A 20,124-nucleotide genomic window follows, 5' to 3' on the forward strand; every position below is an offset into this window, starting at 1 on the left:
TTCTTCATTATAGGTAAGTTATCCGAAAATGTAAAACAGAAGCTCTGTCTATTTTACCAGTTCATGAATTGCTTTTTCGAAGTTTGCTAACTTCAAGTCAGCTGTTGCGGCATCATCAGCGGATGTCCCCACATAGAATTTCACTTTTGGTTCAGTCCCACTTGGGCGAATGGCAATCCAAGTGCCATCTTCTAGATGATATTTCAAAACGTTAGCGGTTGGTAAATTGATTGGTTCGGTATGACCGTCCGCAAAAGTGTGCGTTTGTGTCTGGAAGTCTTCTGCTGAGGCCACTTTGATGCCAGCAAATTCAACTGGGCTTTCTTCACGACATTTAACCATTAAGTCGGCCATCTGTTGGGGCCCATTGACGCCTTCAAAATCAACCGCGGTCGTTTGTTCAGCAAAGTAGCCGTATTCAGCGTACAATTCTTGAATGCCATCATACAATGTCTTGCCGTTTGACTTGTAGTAAGCTGCGACTTCCGCTAATAAGACCAATGTTTGGATTGCATCTTTATCGCGAACGAATGGTTTTACTAAGTAGCCATAGCTTTCTTCGAAGCCAAACATGAATGTATTATCATCTGTGTCTTCAAAGTGTTGAATTTGTTCAGCGATAAATTTAAAGCCAGTTAAGACATCAATCATCTTGACATGGTAGCTAGCTGCAATCTTTGTTGCCAATTCAGTTGACACAATTGACTTAACAACGGTGGCATTAGCTGGTAATGCACCAGCATCTTTGCTAGCTTGTAAAATATAACGTAATAAAACAGATGCGATTTGATTCCCCGTCATCAACTGGTAGCTACCGTCTGGTTGACGCACAGCAGCACCTAAACGGTCGGCATCTGGATCAGTCGCAATCAACAAATCGGCTTGTTGTGCCTTACCTAGTTCAATAGCCATATCAAATGTTTGTGGGAATTCCGGATTAGGAAATGGGGTCGTTGCAAATTCAGGATCAGCAACCGCTTGTTCGGCCACCATCGTGAATTGTTCAAAACCAGCTTGTCGTAAAGCCCGTTCGCCAAGGACTTTCCCCGTGCCGTGAAGTGGCGTATAAATCAAGGACATTGTCTTACCAACAGTATCGACTAATTCTTGGTTGATGGTGACTTTCTTGACTTCAGCTAAGTATGCTTGATCAACATTTTCACCAATCAAAGTCATTAACCCGGCTTCGCGCAATGCACTTTCATCGGCAACTTCAATGGCAAATAAATCAGTTACTTTACGAATATAACTGGTGATTAAATCAGATTCCTTAGGTGGCATTTGGGCGCCATCTTCGCCATAAATCTTGTAACCATTGTATTGCTTAGGATTATGACTTGCCGTAATCATAATGCCCGCATAGGTATGTAAGTGCCGGACGGTAAATGATAATTCTGGTGTTGGGCGGAGGGCATCAAAAACGAACGTTGGAATTTGATGCTGCCCTAGAACCCGTGCTGCTTCATGCGCAAATGTTTCAGATTGATACCGTGAATCAAAACTGATGGCCACGCCCCGCTTTTTAGTCGCTTCTGGTAATGTTTCCATAAATTGGGCAAGGCCTTCCGTGGCTTGGCGCACTGTGTATATGTTCATACAGTTGATCCCAGGCCCTAAAATGCCACGCATCCCGGCTGTCCCGAATTCCATTGGCACACTAAATGCCTTTTCTAATGCATCTTGGTCGTTTGCCATTTCGTTGAGTGCTTTTTTTAAAGGTAAATCCATTTCTGTTTGTTTATTCCAAACTGCATAATTATCTTGCCAACTCATTGTGTAACCCCCACGTTTTAGTCTAAAAGCTAATTTTAAGTATATCATAATCAACCGCTTTCCTAAAGTATCGGTTGTGCGGCGATGTGCTTCAATCTAATAACGCCACTAATCCTTTCCAATCATGATCTCCCCAATATAAAAAAGCGGTCGACTAAAATTAGTCGACCGCTAGGATGTGTTTTTTAGGTTGCAACAACTTCCGCTTAAACTAGATGCTTTGTAAGTATTTAAATACTTCTTGGCCTGCGATGCCCCCATCGCCGACCGCGGTTGTAATTTGGCGGAGATCTTTTTCACGGACATCACCAATTGCGTAGATGCCAGGAATCCTCGTTGCCATGTGGTCATCCGTTTTAATCCAACCGGCATTCGTTAAAATCCCTAAATCATCAAAGGCACTGGTCATCGGATCAATCCCAACATAGATGAAGACCCCACTGGCAGCAACTTCTTTCGTTTCACCAGTTGTCTTATCAACGTAAGTAACACCGGTTACCTTCTTGTCGTCACCTTCAATAGTAGTCACTTGTGCATTCCAGATGAAGGTCATCTTGTCATTAGCAAATGCACGATCTTGTAAAATCTTTTGAGCACGTAATTCATCACGCCGATGAATGACGGTCACCTTGCTGGCTAATTGGGTTAAGTAAAGGCCTTCTTCAATCGCTGAATCGCCCCCACCGATGACAACGACTTCTTTATTCTTAAAGAAAGCCCCATCACAGACCGCACAGTACGACACACCACGGCCGCTGAATTCGTCTTCACCTGGAATACCAATCTTCTTGTGTTCTGACCCCGTTGCGATGATGATTGAACGGGCTTCAAAATCGCCTTCATCAGTGTGCACTAATTTCATGTCACCTTGGATTTCGATTGCGTTGACCGTCCCATAACCGTATTCAGCCCCGAATTGAGTCGCACTAGCATACATCTTTTCTCCTAATTCAGGCCCAAGGATTGATTTAAAACCGGGATAATTTTCGACCTCTGCTGTATTATTCATTTGGCCCCCATAAATCCCGCGGTCCAACATCAACACAGATAAATTCGCCCGTGAAGCGTATAAAGCAGCGGTCATCCCACCAGGTCCTGCGCCAATCACAATTACATCGTAACTTTTAGCCATCGCTATTATCCCCTTACTTTTAAAAAGTACTCGTTCTTCATAGAATGTATCTTACCTGTTATGTAAAAAAAAGTCTACCAAACTGTTTTACCAGTTTGATGGACTTGTTAGTTTTAACGCTTGTAATAATTCAGTGGCTTCGGCATCAAAATCCGAATCGTCACTTTGTAAATAAGCAGTCGCTAATTCATAGCTAGCCTGCGTCTGGTTTAAAAAGGCATACGCCGTTGCTAAAAAATACTGTAACTCCGGATGACGCTGATAGTTGGCGGACGGAATTTCTTCCAAGGCGGTTGCCGCCCCATGATAGTCGCCAACCGATTCCAGACAAATCGCCAATTGGCACACTACAAAGATGTAATCATCTTTGGTCTTAGCCAGCGACTTCGCCCGTTGCAAACACGTTAATGCGCGTGTGTACTGGAACCGTTCAAACGCCTGCATCCCTCGGTCAAAATAAAACTCACAAGTTGGTCTTACAGATACCAAATCGCCCATAAAGTAATCGGTTCTCCTTTAGCCTTTTTCTCAACGCTAATCATCATAACACACTCTGCTGATGGGTGCGATACGCATTCCAAAATGATGCCGCTTTATTTGTTAAAAAGTTTTAAATCTCGTCAAAATCAATTTCAGGCTTACCTGAACGACGCATTAAATGCGCAATTTCAGATTTAATATCACAGTCTTCATACAATACATTGTAAATGGCCCGCGTGATTGGCATCTCAACGGAGCGTTGTTGGGCCAATTCATAGGCAGCTTTACACGTTGCAACCCCTTCGACAACCATGCCCATGTTTGCGAGTACATCAGCTAATTTTTGGCCCTTACCAAGGGCATTTCCCGCCCGCCAATTTCTTGAATGTACACTGGTCCCAGTCACGATCAAATCACCAACACCGGATAAGCCGATAAAGGTTAATGGGTTAGCGCCCATTGCAACCCCTAATCGAGAAATTTCAGCTAACCCCCGCGTCATCAAAGCGGCTTTCGTATTGTCGCCATAACCAAGCCCATTTAAGGCCCCGGCACCAAGGGCAATCACGTTTTTCAAAGCAGCCCCCATCTCAACACCAACAACATCAGGATTTGTATATAATCGGAAATAATCATTCATGAAAATTTCCTGGATCCATTGAGCTTGAATCAAGTCACTGGAGGCCGCTGTTAATGTCGTAATGTCTTTTTGAGCCACATCTTCAGCATGACTAGGCCCTGATAACACAACAATCCCATTGCGATTGGTCTCTGGAATGGCTTCTGCCAAAACTACCGAGATCCGTTTATGGGTGCCTTGTTCAAGCCCTTTAGACGCGGTGACAATCACCGGTTTTATTTTTTTGGCCACCATAACTGGAACGATTTGTTCGGCCACCGCACGAATTGCCTGCGTTGGAATCACAAACAAGACAACGTCAACTTGATCAAGGGCAACATTAAGGTCGACCGTTGCGTGTAACTTAGGATCAATTTTAAAATCCGGTAAATAATGGGTATTGGTGTGGTGTTCATTAATTTCAGCCACTTTTTGCGGATCATTGCCCCATAGTTCAACTTGATGGCCATTTTCCACTAATAAATTTGCTAAGATGGTGCCCCATGAACCGGCTCCTAAAACTGCAATTTTTACTGTCATCTGATAATTCTCCTTTTAAACGAATCCTTATTCCTGTCCTTTTACTTGATTACCAGCTAAATAATCCGGTAACTGACTGTGTTGCCGCCGCCAAATCCAAAGCCCGATTGCACCAAAGAATAAGACGATCGATACAATCTGGGAGATTCGCAACGGACCGATGAATAAACTGTCAGTCCGCATGCCTTCAATAAAAAATCGGCCAAACGAATACCAAATTAAATAGCTAAATAAGATTTCACCTTGTTTAAACCAACCTGTCCGATGGCGAATACTCATAATGATGATAAATCCCAACACATTCCACATTGATTCATATAAAAACGTTGGCTGGCGATACATGCCATCAATTAACATCTGTTGAATCACCCAATTAGGCAAGTGTAACGATTGGAGAAAGTGCAACGTTGTTGGTGCCCCATAGGCTTCTTGATTCATAAAGTTTCCCCAACGCCCGATTGCTTGCGCAATCATCACAGTTGGTGCCGCAATATCTAACACCAACCATGGCGATAGTGCATGCCGCCGACAATAAATAATAAACACAATTGCAGCTGCTATCAAGCCACCATAAATCGCAATTCCACCGTGCCAAATCTGAATAATTTCACCAGGATTGGCTTGGTAATACGACCATTCGAAAACGACGTAATACAGCCGCGCCCCAATTAAGGCAAACGGCAACGCCCATAAAATTAAATTTAAAATATCATCTTCACTGACAAACCGGCGTTTAGCTTCTCGTAAGGCTAAAATCACAGCTAAAACGACGCCGGTTGCGATAATCACACCATACCAATGAATTTCCAATACACCCAATCGTAGCGCGATTGGATTTAATGCGCCTAATAGTAGATTCAAATTATTCGCTCCTTTTATAAACGTGCTTTTTAAAACTGACGCTTTAACCGCAATCTAATAAAAAAGACTAGCTTGAACACTGTCTTTCTAACAGTATAGCTCAAACTAGTCATTAGACCTACCATATTTAACGAACTTTTCTGACTTTTAACTATTCTTCTTCATCGGAATTCGCTTCGATTAGCTTACCTAAATTGGCTTCGAAGGTTTTCGTTGCATCATACCCCATTGATTTGGCCCGGAAGTTCATCGCCGCTACTTCAATAATAATTGCCAAGTTTCGCCCAACTTTAACGGGAACCGTAATCTTCGGAACTGGCACATCGAAAATCATCTGTTCTTCAGTGTCTGAACCTAAGCGATCATATTTCTTATCTTGCGCCCAATTTTGTAAGTGGACAATTAAGGAAATCGATGTTTCAGCCCGCACGGCACCAGCGCCAAAGAGGTTCATCACATCGATAATGCCAATACCGCGAATTTCAAGTAAATGGCGTAAAATGGCGGGGGCTTCACCAACAACCGTTTGTTCATCTTGTTGATAAACATCCACACGATCATCAGCAATTAACCGATGGCCCCGTTTAACCAATTCCAATGCCGTTTCACTCTTACCAACCCCTGAATCGCCAGTAATTAGAACCCCTAAACCGTAAATATCAACTAACACACCATGCATTGAGCGCCGTTCAGCTAGCTTGCCTTCCAAATAGTCAGTTACTAAACTCGATAACCGCGTTGTCGATAAATTCGAACCTAACACGGGGATTCCCGCCTCTTCAGCTGCCTTGAGCATCTCCATCGGTGGTTCTAATTGGCGTGAGACCAAAAAACACGGGGTATCTTCAGAAGCCATGCGGCGCATAATCATTAGCCGTTCTTCCGGTGTCATGTTTTGCGTAAATGAAACTTCCGTCCGCCCAAATAATTGAACGCGTTCATAAGGGTAGTAATTAAAATAGCCCGTTAATTCGAGCCCTGGACGGGAAATATCACTCACCGTCACTGCTTTATCTTTTAGATGCGCCTCGCCAGCATATACTTGTAATTTTAAATCGGTGACTAGTTTTTGAATTGAAACACTATCAGCCATGCGTTACCCGTCCTTCGTTTTCACTTATATCCTCTATCATATTGCTTTTAAGGTGATTTTTCAACTTTAATGTAGGCGTTTTCTTCTAGAACTTAAAAAAAGCGGGCCGCTATCAATCGAAATTGACTGCGACTCCCGCTAAAAGCCTTAATAGCGTTCTCTGACAAATTGGTTGGTAATAATGGTGTTTGCGATCGATAAGATGATTGCCACAATCACGGCCGCACCAAAACTTGTGAAACTAAAGTGGGCACCGACGAAAACGGCAGTTAACTCTAACATAATCCCATTAATCACGACACTAAACAAACCGAATGTTAACAGCGTAATCGGAAATGAAAGTAAGCTCAACAGGGGTTTAATAAAGATATTTAAAATCGATAACACAATGCTAGCAACTAAGGCAATCCAAATGTTTTCGACATAGAATAAATTGGGCAATAAGCCAGAAATTGCAATGAACAATAGTGTATCAACAATTACTCGCGTCCAATAACGCATTAGAAATCACTCCAGTCATCGTCGTCTACTTTGACATCACGGGCTTCTTTGCGTTGGCGGCTACCTTGTGCGGCTTGATAAGAATCATTTTGCTCTTGGTAGTCATGACGCCAAGCTGCATGTGGACGGCTACTTGGACCAACAATTGCTCGGTAAATAAAGCTGACAATCACCCCGATCACAATCAGTGGTAGCGCAAATTTTAATAATAATAGTAGTGAGCCAATCACTAGACTAAATACGCCAACTGCCGCCATGATGGCAATAATGACCAATAGAATCATTAAAAAGGGCATTAAAATTCACTCCATTCATCTTCAGAATCATGTTTATTCTGACGTGGCCGTTCTGGAATAACCATCGCTAAAATGATATAGACCACAATTCCTGGGAACGCTGCTGAAAACGCGGAAAATACAACATAGATTATTCGAACTAATGTGGCATCAACGTTAAAATACTCAGCAATCCCACCCATCACACCAGAAATCATCTTATTATTACTTGATTTATAAAGTCTTTTCCCCATTATTAAAACCTACCATTCTTTAATTTTTAGTTGTCGTTATCTTTTAACAGAATATTACCAGTTGTTGTGCTTAATGTTAAACGAGCTGCCTGCTCATTGTCATTGCGACTAAGCTGTAACATTTGATTCCCCGTACTTTGACGTTGTTCGATCGTCTCAGTATCTGCCAGCCGGTTTTTAATCAGCCCAAAACGTGTGCGCGCATCAACGGTCATGGCCAAGGTTCGTGGCACAGCAGCTTTGATTGTCCCGTTCACTGATTTAGCTTTTAGATGTTGTAAATCAGCGATCGTCAAAGTGTTCTTGATATCGCCATTAACCGTTGAAACACTGGCGTTTAAAACTTGCGCTTGAATGAGTAAGTTACCGTTGACGGTTGTTGCCAGTAAATCATCGTAGCGACCTTGATCAAAGGTAATACCACCGTTGACGTTTTCAGCTTCCACCATTGCCGCATTAGTACTGATTAAGGTTAATTCCCCATTGGTCGTCTTCAAGTAAATATCACGACCAGTAAAGCCGTCTAATTCAACATCTCCATTCAATAACTTCACATTGGTTTGTAAGTAGTTATTGGCTGGTAAGTAGAACGTTAAATCCGCCTGAATTCGTTTGTTAGGCACTTGAAAAACCAAATCGGCATCAGTCACATCAATTGTGCTGCGTGCTTGAAAAGCAGCAAGTGGTGTTGCTTCTGCCATTTTACCATATAACTTCACTTGGGCTGCGACTTTAACTTCTGGGCGGTCCCAGATTTGGAAATGGACACTACCGTTAGCCACTTTGACGTTAATCATTTCTGGTGTCACATCAGGATAAACAAATTCATGGCTGAACTTTTCAGTTGCCAAACCAGGTACCTTGAAGTTCACTTCTTTCCAATCTACGTTATCCATCACTGTTTTAGCAGTATTTTTTACAAACTTACTAAAGTGGGATCCAGCTTCACCTAACTTATCACTTAATTCATCAAATGTTTCGCTAGCATTTTCTTTCCAGTCATCAGATAGGCCTAATTTTTCCGACCATTGATTTTTGGTTAGTTGACGCCGTTTTTTTTCAATTTGATTAAGTTCATCAGTCAACGCTTCACGTTTTGCTTCTAACGCATCAACCTCAGCTTGCTTTTGTAATAAGCCTGCCTTCAAGGTCTGCCGTTGAGCTGCTTTTTCACTGCTTAAACTGTCTAAGTCTTCCATCGTATCTAAAACAGTCACCTGTTCTTGGTCAGCGTGTATTTGTTGTTTTAAAGCCTGCAACTGCCGGTTGACGCCGGAAAGATTAACGGTTAATTGATGTGCTTTTTCTTCAATTGCGCTTTTGTCAACGGTTGGTTGTGCCGTTTGGTCTGTTACGGTTTCTGCTTGCTTAGGTTTTACATCTTGGTCATTTTTGGCTAAATTTTCTAATAAGACCAATGCTTCTTCTGATGTTAAAATACCTTGGTTCACTAAGTCTAAAATTCGTTGACGTTCATTCATTATTTTGACCTCCATTGATCATGCGTTATACTGTTTCACTTGACTATGACTCTATTATGCCGATTTTATCGTCAATTGTCATAGGTCCAAAGGTTGATTTTTATTTAGGTACCAAGCGTGAGAACAAAAAAAGGCCCCCAACCGAATTGGGTGCCTACTGACCATACCAGCTTAAATTTTTTAGACAATCTTTCCTGGGTAAGGTTCACCGGTAACAAATTGGAAATCGAAGGTCGCCAATTCATCAACACTTGTTAGACATTGGGTAATGCCTTTAGCTAACATCAGATTAATGGGGTTTGCTTGTAAATCATCTTCACAGACAAATACGATTGGTTTATGACAAGCATTCAAATAACCTATTTCAAACGCCGTCCCGGTATCTTCATCTGCCATATCCCATAACACCACAGCCATATCTGCCAAGTCCATCGCTGTAATATCATTTTGATACGTTTGGTTAGCCCACTCATAACCACCAAACATGCCTTCTGGATCGTGATCTTCCGTCACACCCTTATATTGATGTTCTTGTGGACTATGGATGTAACCAACGGTTGGATTTTGTTTTAAAGCCGTGTATGCCCGTTCTACTAATGAAGCTTGTTTCGGTGTAAACCAGCCACCAGCTAGGTAAATTTGTTTTTGCATTGTGATTCCCCCACGAAAAAAGCGACGATCAAGTCGGCCTTGCCATCGCTTTTTTAATTTTTAATTGCGTTGTTTAGAACTCGTCTTCTTGTGCACTAGAATTTAATTCGATTACTTTCCCCGTTCTGAGGTAAACAATCCATTCACAGATGTTGGTAACGTAATCACCAATCCGTTCAAGATAACTAGCGACTAACATGTAGTCCATACTACCGACGACCGTTTCTGAATCACGTTGCATTTCTTTAATACAGTCGTCATAAATATTGTCAGAATAAGCATTGATTGCAACGTCTTCATCGGCAATCTTAATCGCCTTCTTACGGTCTTCTTTGACATATGCGTCCAATACTTCTTCGACCATTTGTTTCACCTTATCCGCCATGTCCGCAATATCTTTTTCGATATCGGGTACGCGGGTATTTCCCTTCACCCGAATCGTTGATTTCGCAATTGAAACGGCATGATCGCCCATCCGTTCTAAATCTGAACTGGCCTTCATGATTGTGACAATCATGCGTAGGTCAGTTGAGACCGGTTGTTGAAGTGCAATTAATTCAAAACTCTTACGTTCCAAATCGGTTTCCCGTTCATTAATCTTATGATCGTCAGCAATCACCTCGCGTGCGAGTTGCTTATCGTGATTAATGAAGGCTTTAACGGATTTATAGATGGCTTCGTTGACCATCATCCCCATTTCGGAGAAACGAACGTGTAAATCGTTTAATTCATCTTCAAAAAGTCGTCTCATTTGTTTTTCCCTTCTTTCTTAGCCAAACCGGCCACTGATGTAATCTTCCGTTTCTTTTTCGGTAGGGTTCAAGAAAATCTTCTTCGTTGATGCATATTCAATCAATTCACCTTGTAAAAAGAATGCTGTCTTATCCGAAATACGAGAAGCCTGATGCATATTATGCGTCACCATTATAATGGTATACTGTTGGCGCAATTCTAGCAACATATTTTCTATTTTAGCACTTGAAATAGGGTCTAAAGCAGAAGTAGGTTCATCCATTAAGATTACTTTAGGTTTAACAGCCAACACGCGGGCAATGCAAACCCGTTGTTGTTGCCCACCAGAAAGTGATAGTGCACTTTCGTGTAACTTATCTTTCACGTCGTCCCAAACGGCCGCTTGTTTCAAACTACTTTCAACGGCTTCATCTAAGACCCGGTGATCTTTAACACCGGATAGGCGTAAGCCATAAATCACATTGTCATAGATTGAAAAAGGAAAAGGATTTGGTTGTTGAAACACCATGCCAACTTCTTTCCGTAACTTAACGGTGTCCATTTCAGGCGCATAAATATCTTGGCCGTTCAATAAAAATTTACCAGTCACCTTTGCCGAGTCGATTAAATCATTCATTCGATTCAAACAGCGCAAGTAGGTTGATTTCCCACAACCAGATGGCCCAATCAACGCCGTAATTTCATTTTCAACAAAATCCATATTAATCCCTTTTAAGGCCTCATTCTTACCATAGAATAAATGCACATCTGCGGATTCAATAATCTTATTTGCCACGGGGCAAACCTCCTTGCGTCCTAGCCAAAGTGACCAGAAACATAATCTTCGGCCGCTTTAATCTTGGGCCGGGTAAACATTTTGCGTGTTTCGTCGAATTCAAGTGCGTGTCCCGAATGGAAAAAGGCGGTATAGTCACTGATGCGCGCTGCTTGTTGCATGTTATGCGTCACAATCACGATTGTAAATTCTTCTTTTAAACGGATTAAGGTTTCTTCAACCGTATTCGTTGAAATGGGATCGAGCGCTGAAGCAGGTTCGTCCAGTAATAAAATATCAGGTTTCATCGCAATTGCCCGGGCAATACATAACCGTTGTTGTTGCCCACCAGATAGCGCCAACGCACTTTTCCCTAATGAATCTTTGACTTGATCCCACAAAGCAGCTTGTTTGAGCGTTGTTTCAACCACTTCATCAAGGTACTTTTTATCTTTTTGTCCATGTTGTTTCAAGGCAAAGGTGATATTGTCATAGATTGATTTTGCAAATGGGTTCGGCCGTTGGAACACCATGCCAATATGTTCACGCATCTTATAAACATCAACCTCATCACTATTAATGTTCAAGCCGCGATACATAATCTTTCCCGTTACACGCGTATTGGCAATATTGTCATTCATCCGGTTCAGACTGCGAAGATACGTTGACTTTCCTGAGCCAGAAGCCCCGATTAATGCGGTAATTCGATAGCGTTCAAACTGCAATGACGCATCGTGCATCGCGTGTTTTTCGCCATAGTAGACGTTTAACTTTTCAGTTGATAAGGCAATTTCATGTTTTGGTTCGTCTAAGTGTTTAATGTGCGTTTTTGTTAAGTCATAATCTGCCATTATTTTCTCCTATGCTGCTGTCATTTTACGATAGACGCGCTTGCCGATGACCCGTGCTAACCAGTTAAATAGTAAAACGGCGATAATTAAGACGGCAGAGGCACCAGCAGAAACGGCGGTGGCATCTGGCATGATCCCTTCCGAATTAATCTTCCAAATGTGCACCGCTAGTGTTTCAGCAGGTCGCAAAGGGTTCAACGGACTCGCAATGTACATTGGATTCCAATTGGTAAAATCGAGTGATGGCGCACTTTGTCCTGCGGTATAAATCAACGCAGCAGCTTCCCCGAAAATCCGCCCAGCGCCTAGAATCATCCCAGTGATAATATTTGGTAAGGCTTCTGGGATAATGACGTGTTTCACCGTTTCATAACGTGATAACCCAAGTGCAAGCCCAGCTTCACGTTGCGTAAAGTGAATTGACTTTAACGCATCTTCCACATTGCGCGTTAGCAATGGTAAGTTAAAGACCGTCAAGGCCAACGCCCCAGCTAAAATTGAAAAACCTAATTTAAATTGGATAACAAAGACCAAAAAGCCGAACAAACCAACTACAACGGATGGTAAAGAACTTAACACTTCAATTGCCGTCCGGACAACATTGGTCACCCAGTTCTTAGGTGCATATTCTGCGAGATAAATCCCAGCCCCAATTGATAGCGGCACTGAAATTACCATCGCCAAAATTAATAGATAAAATGAATTGAATAGCTGAACACCAATCCCGCCACCTTTAGTAAAGGTTTGCGCAGGTTTCGTTAAAAACTGCCATGTGACATGGGGCAATCCGCGCACCAAGATATAACCAAGTAAACTTGCTAATAATAATACGATTAACCCCGCGATGACCGTTAAGACACCGGTGGCAACTTTATCCCATTTTTTTGCATCCATTAGCGACCCATTGCTCCCTTCCGACCAATTAAACGAACTAATAAATTAAATAGTAGTGACATTAATAACAGGAGTAATGCCAATGACCAAAGTGCATTATTGGCTAATGAGCCCATGACGGTGTTCCCAATGCCCATCGTTAACACACTGGTTAACGTTGAAGCTGGTGTAATCAAGTTATGTGGCAATAAAGCCGCGTTGCCAATGACCATTTGTACGGCTAGTGCTTCCCCAAAAGCCCGCGCCATTCCGAAGACAACGCCGGTTAAAATCCCGGGGGTGGCTGCTTTTAAAACCACTTTCCATGTTGTTTGCCAACGCGTTGCACCTAGAGCAAGCGATGCTTCTCGATAATGCCGTGGCACACTCTTGAGTGCGTCAACGGTCATCGATGTCACGGTTGGTAAAATCATCACGAATAAGACACAAGTCCCAGCAAGGATGCCAAAGCCACTACCGCCAAATAGATGCCGGACAGCTGGCACAATCACGGATAATCCGATAAACCCGTAGACGACTGATGGAATACCAACGAGTAACTCCATCACCGGTTGCAATAATTTCTCGCCCCGTTTAGGTGAAATCTCAGTCATAAAAATACCAGCGCCAATTGCAAACGGGGTTGCTAATAAAGCCGCTAGGAAGGTCACGCCAAATGACCCCATAATCATTGGTAAGGCGCCCACTTCTGGTCGACCATGACTATCTTTTAAACTTGGATTCCAATTCGCTTCTGTTAAAAAGCGGCCCAGATTGATTTTATCTTTAAAGAAAGTCGCTAATCCTTTTGAAGCGACGAAGTAGAAAATGGCGAGCACAATGAATACGATTAAACTAATACAGAATAAACTGATTAATTTGCCTCGTGTTTCACTTTTGGCTGCGCGTGATTTCTTAAGTAAACTTGCTTTGATTGGATCCATCATTGGCCCCCTACTTAACCTTTGTAATTGTACCATCCACTGACCGTTCAACCGCCATCTTCGTCACTGGAATGTACCCCATCTTACCGACTTGTTTATGTTGAACGTCATCTGATAGGACATACGCCAAGAAACGTTTCGTCAAGCCAGTTGGTTGCCCCTTGGTGTAAACATGTTCATAAGACCAAATTGGCCATGCATTGGTCATCACATTTTGATCTGTTGGTGCCACCCCATCTAACTTCACAGTCGCAATCGAACGATCGACATATGAAAAAGCGAGATAGCTAATTGCACCTGGTGTATTGGCAACAATTGAGCGCACCATTCCTGTTGAATCTTGTTCTTGAGCGGGTTTAGTCTTACGCGACTTCATCACTGATTTTTCAAACGTCGTCCGCGTGCCACTTCCTTGGGCCCGGTTCACTAAAACGACTGGTTGATCTGGTCCGCCAACGGCTTGCCAGTTATCAATTTCGCCACTAAAAAGCTGCGCGAGTTGTGTCAACGTTAAGTTTTTAACCCCTAGTTTTTTATTAATGATTGGGGTGATGCCGACAACGGCCACGCGATGGTCGACCAGCTCGTCTGCTTTAATGCCGGCCTTTTCTTCGGCAAATAAATCAGAATTCCCCATCTGGACAGCACCGGATTGAATCTGACTTAAGCCAGTCCCAGAACCGCCCCCTTGGACGTTAATAAACTGACCACTGTGATCAGCACTGTATTGTTCAGCTAATGCTTCAATTAGTGGCTGCAAGGCTGATGAGCCTACTGCCGTTACGGACTGACCATTTTGTTTAGATTGACAACCGGCCAATAGTAATAAACTGAATGTAACTAATAAGCCAATAACATTACGTTTGCGCATGTTAATCCTCCACGAATTCCATTTAAACCTTATGCGTTCCATTATAAAAAAGGTTTGTAAAAACTAGGCCTATCGAATGTAAATTTTGTGTAAATCAGGTAATTGGTAGTTTCAAAATGAATTCACTCCCAACACCTAATTGACTTTCTACTGTCAACTGGCCCCCTAAGTTGGCCGTAATCTCGTTAGCAATTGCTAATCCTAGACCGGTTCCGCTCTTATGCGTCGCACGCGCTTGATCAACACGATAGAAGCGTTCAAATATTCTTTCCTGTAAGTCACTTGGAATACCTAAACCAGTATCAACAACGCGGATGACAATTTGATCTTTTTCAAGTTGTGCGGCAACCACCAACGAGCCGTTTTGTTTATTATACGTGATGGCATTCGCAATTAGGTTTTTCAGGACTTGATTAAACTTCATTTTTTGGATTTTAATCTCTAAATCTACCGGAATATCAACGGAAACATGTAACTGCTTTTTTTGTACCTTTTGTTGCAACAATTTAAGATTAGCTTGCACCAATTCACGGACGTTCACAAGTTGTTCTTGCGATTGGCTCTTGTGATCCAAATGCGAAAGCGCAAGAATATCTTGAATTAACGCAGTCAACCGCGTACTTTCGTCATAGATGATTTGTAAGAATTGCTTCTGCGTAGCAGGATCGTTTGCCGCACCGGCTAATAACGTCTCAGCAAAGCCGGTAATAGCGGTCACTGGTGTCTTCAATTCATGACTAACGTTGCTAACAAAGTCCAACTGCATCTGTTCAACGCGCCGGGCATCGGTTAAATCATACAAAATGACTAGGGCTTGGAACTTCGATTTCACCGTATTGAGTTGGACAACATTCGCATCCACGTACCGTTCTTGGTTTTGAATCAATTGTATTTCTTGATGGTGACTCTTTCGGTATCGAAACGTGTGTTCAATCATCCGGGTTAATTCATACGTCTTGATATCATCGATATAGGGATGTTTCTCAGCGGCAATCGTCGTCTCCAATAACCGAGCCATCGCCTCATTGTGTAAGACGACTTCACGATTTTCATTAACCACCATGACGCCGACTGGTAAATGGTCAATTAAGCGGTCAAAACTGCCCTGTTGCATAGCAATTTTCTGTCGCATATGCCGCATATCACCGTTTAATTTATTAATTTCTTGCGCTAGCACATATAATGAGGCATCTTTTTGAAAAATAATTGGTTCGGGGACTTCTTCATGCCGAATATGATGGATATTAGCCACCAAAATTTTCAAGTGGTCAAAGAAATGCCGGCGTTGACGCCAGAAACGGTACAGAAAAATCCAGCTCCCGACTAAATAGATAATCGTGACCGATAAAGCAATCTTCGGCCACGTATGCCAAAATTGTTGTTGTGGCACTACCAAGACAAAGTTTGGCTGATCTGCTTGATGTACGTAAAACAAATACGGTTGCTTATCAACCGTTTGCCGCGTGCTAAAATTAGCAGTCGAATGATTCCGATTGACAATGTCAGTTACTGCTTGTTGTAACTTTGTTTTATTCGGCGATTTAGGCGTTAAAACTTGTAAATCATTTTGCCGTAACCACTTTTGCCGATCAAACTGTGGTTGTTTAATGATTAGCGCGTAATCGGCGCCCCGTTCTTTTAACATCGCGGCTTGTTGTTGGGCAATCACTAAATTGATAAGCACCATAAATCCTATGTAAATAGCCACTAAAATAGTGGCTAGCTGATAAAATCTAAATTGATCATGTTTGGTCATGAGCAGGATCCTCCAATTGATAACCGAAACCACGCACCGTTTTTAAGTAAACTGGATGACGTGGATCTGTTTCGATTTTTTCCCGTAAATGACTGACTTGAATATCAACCATTCGCGTTTCAGCTGGATAATCAAAGCCCCACACCGCATTTAAAAGTTTCTCACGACTTTGAACCTTGTTAATCCGATGCATAAAGTAAACAAGAAGTTCGAACTCCTTAGGCGTTAAATGGAGTTTCTGAGTGCCCTTTTTAGCCACAACTGCACCCTCATCGACCATTAAGTCCCCCACTTGTAAAATCTCACTAGGGTGCGTTTCAACGGCCGCTACCGGCTGTGCAGTCCGTCGTTCAATCGCCCGAATCCGTGCGATAATTTCGCGGGGACTAAAGGGTTTAGTGACATAGTCATCTGCCCCAACTTCGAGCCCAACAATTTTATCGGTTTCGCTATCTTTAGCCGTTAGAATCATGATTGGCGTTTTTAACTTTGCTTCCCGAATCTTCTTGGTAACGGCAATTCCATCTAGCTTAGGTAACATTAAATCTAAAATAATAAAATCAAACGGCTGCTGTAAAGCCATCGTCAGCGCTTGGGCCCCATCAGTTGCCGTCATTACTTTAAAATGTTCTTGTTCCAGGTTGTAGCGTAATAATGTCAAAATTGCTGGTTCATCGTCTACCACTAAAATTGTCTTCATTCATGCCACCCTTTATTTACTTAATTCTCTGGGAATAATACAACACCTAACTCATGTGGTGCATCAGCAAAAATTGCCCCTTCAGTCATCCGGAACTCACCGTTTAAATCTTGAACCTTTAAATGACAATACGTTGGTTGGCTTTGAATCGCCCGATAAAAATTATCATTGGTTGAGACCGCCTCGCCATTACATTCAACAATTGTATCGCCAACTACCAACCCCATTTTAGCAGCTGGCGTATCGCGTAAAATCCCTAAGATGAAGACCCCATCGTAGGGTTTTGTAAAATGCAGTTGGCGTTCATGGCCCCTGCGTCTATTCAATCGCCATTGTAATGCAAAGCTTAGCACTAGCGCAACTGTTAAAATACCAACAACCCAGTTTGGAAAGGCAACCGCAATTAACCCAACCCCGACTAACAACAAACCAAAGATTAAATAATGATTTGCATTTTTAGTAACAACTGATTGCATTAAGCCTTTGACCGCTTTTAAACTAAATCCCAATAACAATGGTAAGATCACCAAACGATATGATTGATGCCCAATATTTAAGATCGGCCAAAAGCCCAGACTTGGCATATCAATTGCCCCGGGCACTAAGAAAAAGACTGGTGCAATATAAATTTGCCGACTGACAAAGAAGGCTGTCAAGCGCCCGCGCTTGCTAGTCATAACACGTGGCGTCACAGTTGCTTGTGCATCCCAACGTTGGAGCGCACTATTGACGATTGTCACTAAACCAATAATCACCAATAATTCGGCCAAAAGACTTGTTTGATTTTCAACTTGGTATTGGGGCCAAATGAACGTTACACCGGCGTAAGCCAAGGCACTGATTAAAAAAGTGGCCGATACATTTTGCCATTTAACAGCCACTAGCAAACTCAAAATAGCGATTAGTTGATAAACAAGCCACCATTTTATATCAACCATCGCCCCTAACACCAAGGTACAGCAACTTAGCACTAGCCCAGCGAGTAGCCCATGGCCCACAAAACGGCGCACTTCTAGCCACCGTGGATTAATCGCAATTCTAAATGTCTTCCGTTCCAAGCTAATTCGTCTATGCGCTAACCAACCGACATACACAATCGCTAACCATAAAAGTGGTGCCGTGAGTAATGGTCGCAAAATATCAATAATCATCGTCAATTCAACAAACCTCCAGCGTCTATATTTAAATACCGCGCGTGTTTCGCATGACATACACGCGATTTTCAGCTACCGAATTTCGCAGTTATCCCCATAAGTATAGCATTTTGCCCCATTAACTGCCTAGCGTTCAAAAAAAAAGAGTGGCGAACATTAAATGTTCGCCACTCTTTGGCTAAATTAGTTTAAATTTTAAGGAAACGCCGCATTGAAATCACGGATCCTAATGCCCCAATAACAATCCCAATCACTGCCATTGTTAAATCAAGTTGGAATAAGAAAATCCCTGGTTTCAACATTGAATAACCAGCGGAAGTCATGCTGAGGGCCATATGCCGGTAAACCCAACCATAGCCTAAGTCGATTACAATAATTGGAATAATCACCCCAAGTAACCCAACCCAAGCTCCTTCAAAAAGGAACGGCCAACGAATATACGCGTTAGTTGCCCCAACTAAACGCATGATTCCGATTTCGTCACGCCGCGACAAAATTGTAATCCGAATTGTATTTGAAATTAAGAATACCGCAACAAAAAGTAGTAATAAGGTAAAGCCAACGCCCCATCTACGAACACTACTCATTACCTTGAACAACTTCTTAGCATTGTTCCCGCCATAAGTGGCATCATAAACGTATTTTAATTTTTTAGCTTGTTTAGCGACTTTAATCGTTTGACTTGGTTTTGTCGTACTTACTGTGTAAACATCGTACAATGGATTATCGTCGCCGGTAAACATTTTAAATGATTGTCCGTAACTACCGACAACCTTGTTTAATTCTTTTTTACGACTTGAATACGTGACTTCTTTAACAGAAGCCATTTTTTCAAGTTTCTTTTGGAGTTGATCTTTTTGCTTGTTTGTTGTGCCCCGTTCGATCATGACCCGCACATGCACATCATTTTCGATATCTTGTGAAATCTTGTTAAAGTTGAAGATCATCGCAAAGAAAATCCCAACTAATAACAACGTTACGGTAACGGCACTAACGGCTGCGACTGACATCCAACCATTTCGTTTTAAACTCTTAAAACTATCCTTGAGATGGCGCTTCAATGTTCTAATCTTCATAGCCGTAGTCACCCTCTTTTTCATCACGAACTAAGCGACCATCTTCAATCGCTAAGACACGATGCGTTCGGTCGTTCACCATTTGTTTGTTATGGGTTGCCATTAAGACAATCGTCCCACGTTCATTAATTGCTTCTAAAATATCCATGATGCCATCTGATGTTTCCGGATCTAAATTCCCCGTTGGTTCATCGGCAATCAACACATCTGGCCGATTCACAATCGCGCGTGCAACAGCAACCCGTTGTTGTTCGCCACCAGACAGTTCATTGGGAAAACGACGAATTTCGCCCTTCAAGCCAACGAGTTCGAGCACTTCTAATACACGATCCTTGATTGCTTGGGGTTCAGCTTCGATTACCTCCATGGCGTAGGCTACGTTTTCAAACACCGTTAACCGTGGCAATAACTTGAAATCTTGGAAAACAACGCCCATCTTACGGCGTAAGTATGGAACATCGCGGTCCTTCATACCGATTAAATCAAAACCAGCGACTTCAATTTCGCCACTAGTTGCTTTTAATTGATGGTACAACATCTTAATGAATGTTGATTTACCAGCACCACTGGGTCCAACAATATAAACAAATTCGCCAGGTTCAATCGTTAGCGAAAGATCCTTAATTGCTGTCACGCCATTTGGATACTTTTTTGACACATTTGTCATTCGAATCAATTGGGGACACTCCTTTTTGTCGTTATCATTATTTATTGTCAATGAAAACCGCAATC

General features: G+C 42.3%; 22 protein-coding genes. All 22 read right to left on the minus strand.

Annotated features, from left to right (window positions below; genetic code table 11):
• Nucleotides 1-48: 48 nt before the first annotated feature.
• Nucleotides 49-1,773 (minus strand): phospho-sugar mutase, encoded by a 1,725-nt coding sequence (locus J7Q78_RS06845; RefSeq protein ID WP_208422255.1) that lies wholly within the window; start codon nucleotides 1,771-1,773, stop codon nucleotides 49-51.
• Between the two features lie 211 nt (nucleotides 1,774-1,984).
• Nucleotides 1,985-2,905: a thioredoxin-disulfide reductase gene (gene trxB / locus J7Q78_RS06850; protein ID WP_208422256.1), complete on the minus strand. Its 921-nt coding sequence runs from the start codon at nucleotides 2,903-2,905 to the stop codon at nucleotides 1,985-1,987.
• An 87-nt stretch (nucleotides 2,906-2,992) separates the two neighbouring features.
• Entirely contained in the window at nucleotides 2,993-3,403 is a 411-nt protein-coding gene (locus tag J7Q78_RS06855) for a tetratricopeptide repeat protein (RefSeq protein WP_235688072.1), read from the minus strand.
• Between the two features lie 112 nt (nucleotides 3,404-3,515).
• On the minus strand, nucleotides 3,516-4,544 hold the full coding sequence (locus J7Q78_RS06860; RefSeq protein ID WP_154242581.1) for an NAD(P)H-dependent glycerol-3-phosphate dehydrogenase: 1,029 nt from the start codon (nucleotides 4,542-4,544) through the stop codon (nucleotides 3,516-3,518).
• A 27-nt stretch (nucleotides 4,545-4,571) separates the two neighbouring features.
• Entirely contained in the window at nucleotides 4,572-5,405 is an 834-nt protein-coding gene (gene lgt / locus J7Q78_RS06865) for a prolipoprotein diacylglyceryl transferase (RefSeq protein ID WP_208422257.1), read from the minus strand.
• Nucleotides 5,406-5,556: 151 nt separating this feature from the next.
• On the minus strand, nucleotides 5,557-6,498 hold the full coding sequence (hprK, locus tag J7Q78_RS06870) for an HPr(Ser) kinase/phosphatase (protein WP_154242579.1): 942 nt from the start codon (nucleotides 6,496-6,498) through the stop codon (nucleotides 5,557-5,559).
• A gap of 147 nt (nucleotides 6,499-6,645) precedes the next feature.
• Nucleotides 6,646-6,999, minus strand: coding sequence for a phage holin family protein (locus J7Q78_RS06875; protein WP_154242578.1), 354 nt, complete (start codon nucleotides 6,997-6,999; stop codon nucleotides 6,646-6,648).
• A complete protein-coding gene (locus J7Q78_RS06880; protein ID WP_208422258.1) occupies nucleotides 6,999-7,295 on the minus strand; it encodes a hypothetical protein in 297 nt (98 codons plus the stop codon). The genes J7Q78_RS06875 and J7Q78_RS06880 overlap by 1 nt, the downstream gene beginning before the upstream one ends.
• Entirely contained in the window at nucleotides 7,295-7,528 is a 234-nt protein-coding gene (locus tag J7Q78_RS06885; RefSeq protein WP_154242576.1) for a PspC domain-containing protein, read from the minus strand. The genes J7Q78_RS06880 and J7Q78_RS06885 overlap by 1 nt, the downstream gene beginning before the upstream one ends.
• Before the next feature lie 26 nt (nucleotides 7,529-7,554).
• On the minus strand, nucleotides 7,555-9,009 hold the full coding sequence (liaX, locus tag J7Q78_RS06890) for a daptomycin-sensing surface protein LiaX (RefSeq protein ID WP_208422259.1): 1,455 nt from the start codon (nucleotides 9,007-9,009) through the stop codon (nucleotides 7,555-7,557).
• 180 nt (nucleotides 9,010-9,189) lie between these two features.
• Complete coding sequence (locus tag J7Q78_RS06895; protein WP_208422260.1) at nucleotides 9,190-9,660, minus strand: nucleoside 2-deoxyribosyltransferase; 471 nt, start codon at nucleotides 9,658-9,660, stop codon at nucleotides 9,190-9,192.
• 73 nt (nucleotides 9,661-9,733) lie between these two features.
• Nucleotides 9,734-10,411 carry a phosphate signaling complex protein PhoU gene (phoU, locus tag J7Q78_RS06900; RefSeq protein ID WP_154242573.1) on the minus strand — a complete coding sequence of 226 codons (678 nt, stop codon included), beginning with the start codon at nucleotides 10,409-10,411 and terminating at the stop codon, nucleotides 9,734-9,736.
• Between the two features lie 18 nt (nucleotides 10,412-10,429).
• Nucleotides 10,430-11,188 carry a phosphate ABC transporter ATP-binding protein PstB gene (gene pstB / locus J7Q78_RS06905; protein WP_154242572.1) on the minus strand — a complete coding sequence of 253 codons (759 nt, stop codon included), beginning with the start codon at nucleotides 11,186-11,188 and terminating at the stop codon, nucleotides 10,430-10,432.
• A 20-nt stretch (nucleotides 11,189-11,208) separates the two neighbouring features.
• Nucleotides 11,209-12,018: a phosphate ABC transporter ATP-binding protein PstB gene (gene pstB / locus J7Q78_RS06910; protein WP_154242571.1), complete on the minus strand. Its 810-nt coding sequence runs from the start codon at nucleotides 12,016-12,018 to the stop codon at nucleotides 11,209-11,211.
• Between the two features lie 9 nt (nucleotides 12,019-12,027).
• The gene (gene pstA, locus J7Q78_RS06915) at nucleotides 12,028-12,912 is read right to left on the minus strand and encodes a phosphate ABC transporter permease PstA (RefSeq protein ID WP_154242570.1); all 885 of its coding nucleotides are present in this window, start codon (nucleotides 12,910-12,912) and stop codon (nucleotides 12,028-12,030) included.
• Nucleotides 12,912-13,835: a phosphate ABC transporter permease subunit PstC gene (pstC, locus tag J7Q78_RS06920; protein ID WP_154242569.1), complete on the minus strand. Its 924-nt coding sequence runs from the start codon at nucleotides 13,833-13,835 to the stop codon at nucleotides 12,912-12,914. Before pstC ends, pstA begins: the two co-directional genes overlap by 1 nt.
• 10 nt (nucleotides 13,836-13,845) lie before the next feature.
• Nucleotides 13,846-14,706 (minus strand): phosphate ABC transporter substrate-binding protein PstS family protein, encoded by an 861-nt coding sequence (locus J7Q78_RS06925; RefSeq protein WP_154242568.1) that lies wholly within the window; start codon nucleotides 14,704-14,706, stop codon nucleotides 13,846-13,848.
• A 94-nt stretch (nucleotides 14,707-14,800) separates the two neighbouring features.
• On the minus strand, nucleotides 14,801-16,462 hold the full coding sequence (gene pnpS, locus J7Q78_RS06930) for a two-component system histidine kinase PnpS (protein ID WP_208422261.1): 1,662 nt from the start codon (nucleotides 16,460-16,462) through the stop codon (nucleotides 14,801-14,803).
• The gene (locus J7Q78_RS06935; RefSeq protein WP_208422262.1) at nucleotides 16,449-17,162 is read right to left on the minus strand and encodes a response regulator transcription factor; all 714 of its coding nucleotides are present in this window, start codon (nucleotides 17,160-17,162) and stop codon (nucleotides 16,449-16,451) included. The genes pnpS and J7Q78_RS06935 overlap by 14 nt, the downstream gene beginning before the upstream one ends.
• 20 nt (nucleotides 17,163-17,182) lie before the next feature.
• Nucleotides 17,183-18,313 (minus strand): PDZ domain-containing protein, encoded by a 1,131-nt coding sequence (locus J7Q78_RS06940; protein ID WP_235688078.1) that lies wholly within the window; start codon nucleotides 18,311-18,313, stop codon nucleotides 17,183-17,185.
• A gap of 191 nt (nucleotides 18,314-18,504) precedes the next feature.
• Entirely contained in the window at nucleotides 18,505-19,392 is an 888-nt protein-coding gene (ftsX, locus tag J7Q78_RS06945) for a permease-like cell division protein FtsX (protein WP_154242564.1), read from the minus strand.
• Nucleotides 19,382-20,059 carry a cell division ATP-binding protein FtsE gene (gene ftsE / locus J7Q78_RS06950; protein WP_407929559.1) on the minus strand — a complete coding sequence of 226 codons (678 nt, stop codon included), beginning with the start codon at nucleotides 20,057-20,059 and terminating at the stop codon, nucleotides 19,382-19,384. Before ftsE ends, ftsX begins: the two co-directional genes overlap by 11 nt.
• Nucleotides 20,060-20,124 lie beyond the last annotated feature (65 nt).

The organism is Latilactobacillus fragifolii (genome assembly GCF_905332535.1).
Lineage (GTDB): Bacteria > Bacillota > Bacilli > Lactobacillales > Lactobacillaceae > Latilactobacillus > Latilactobacillus fragifolii.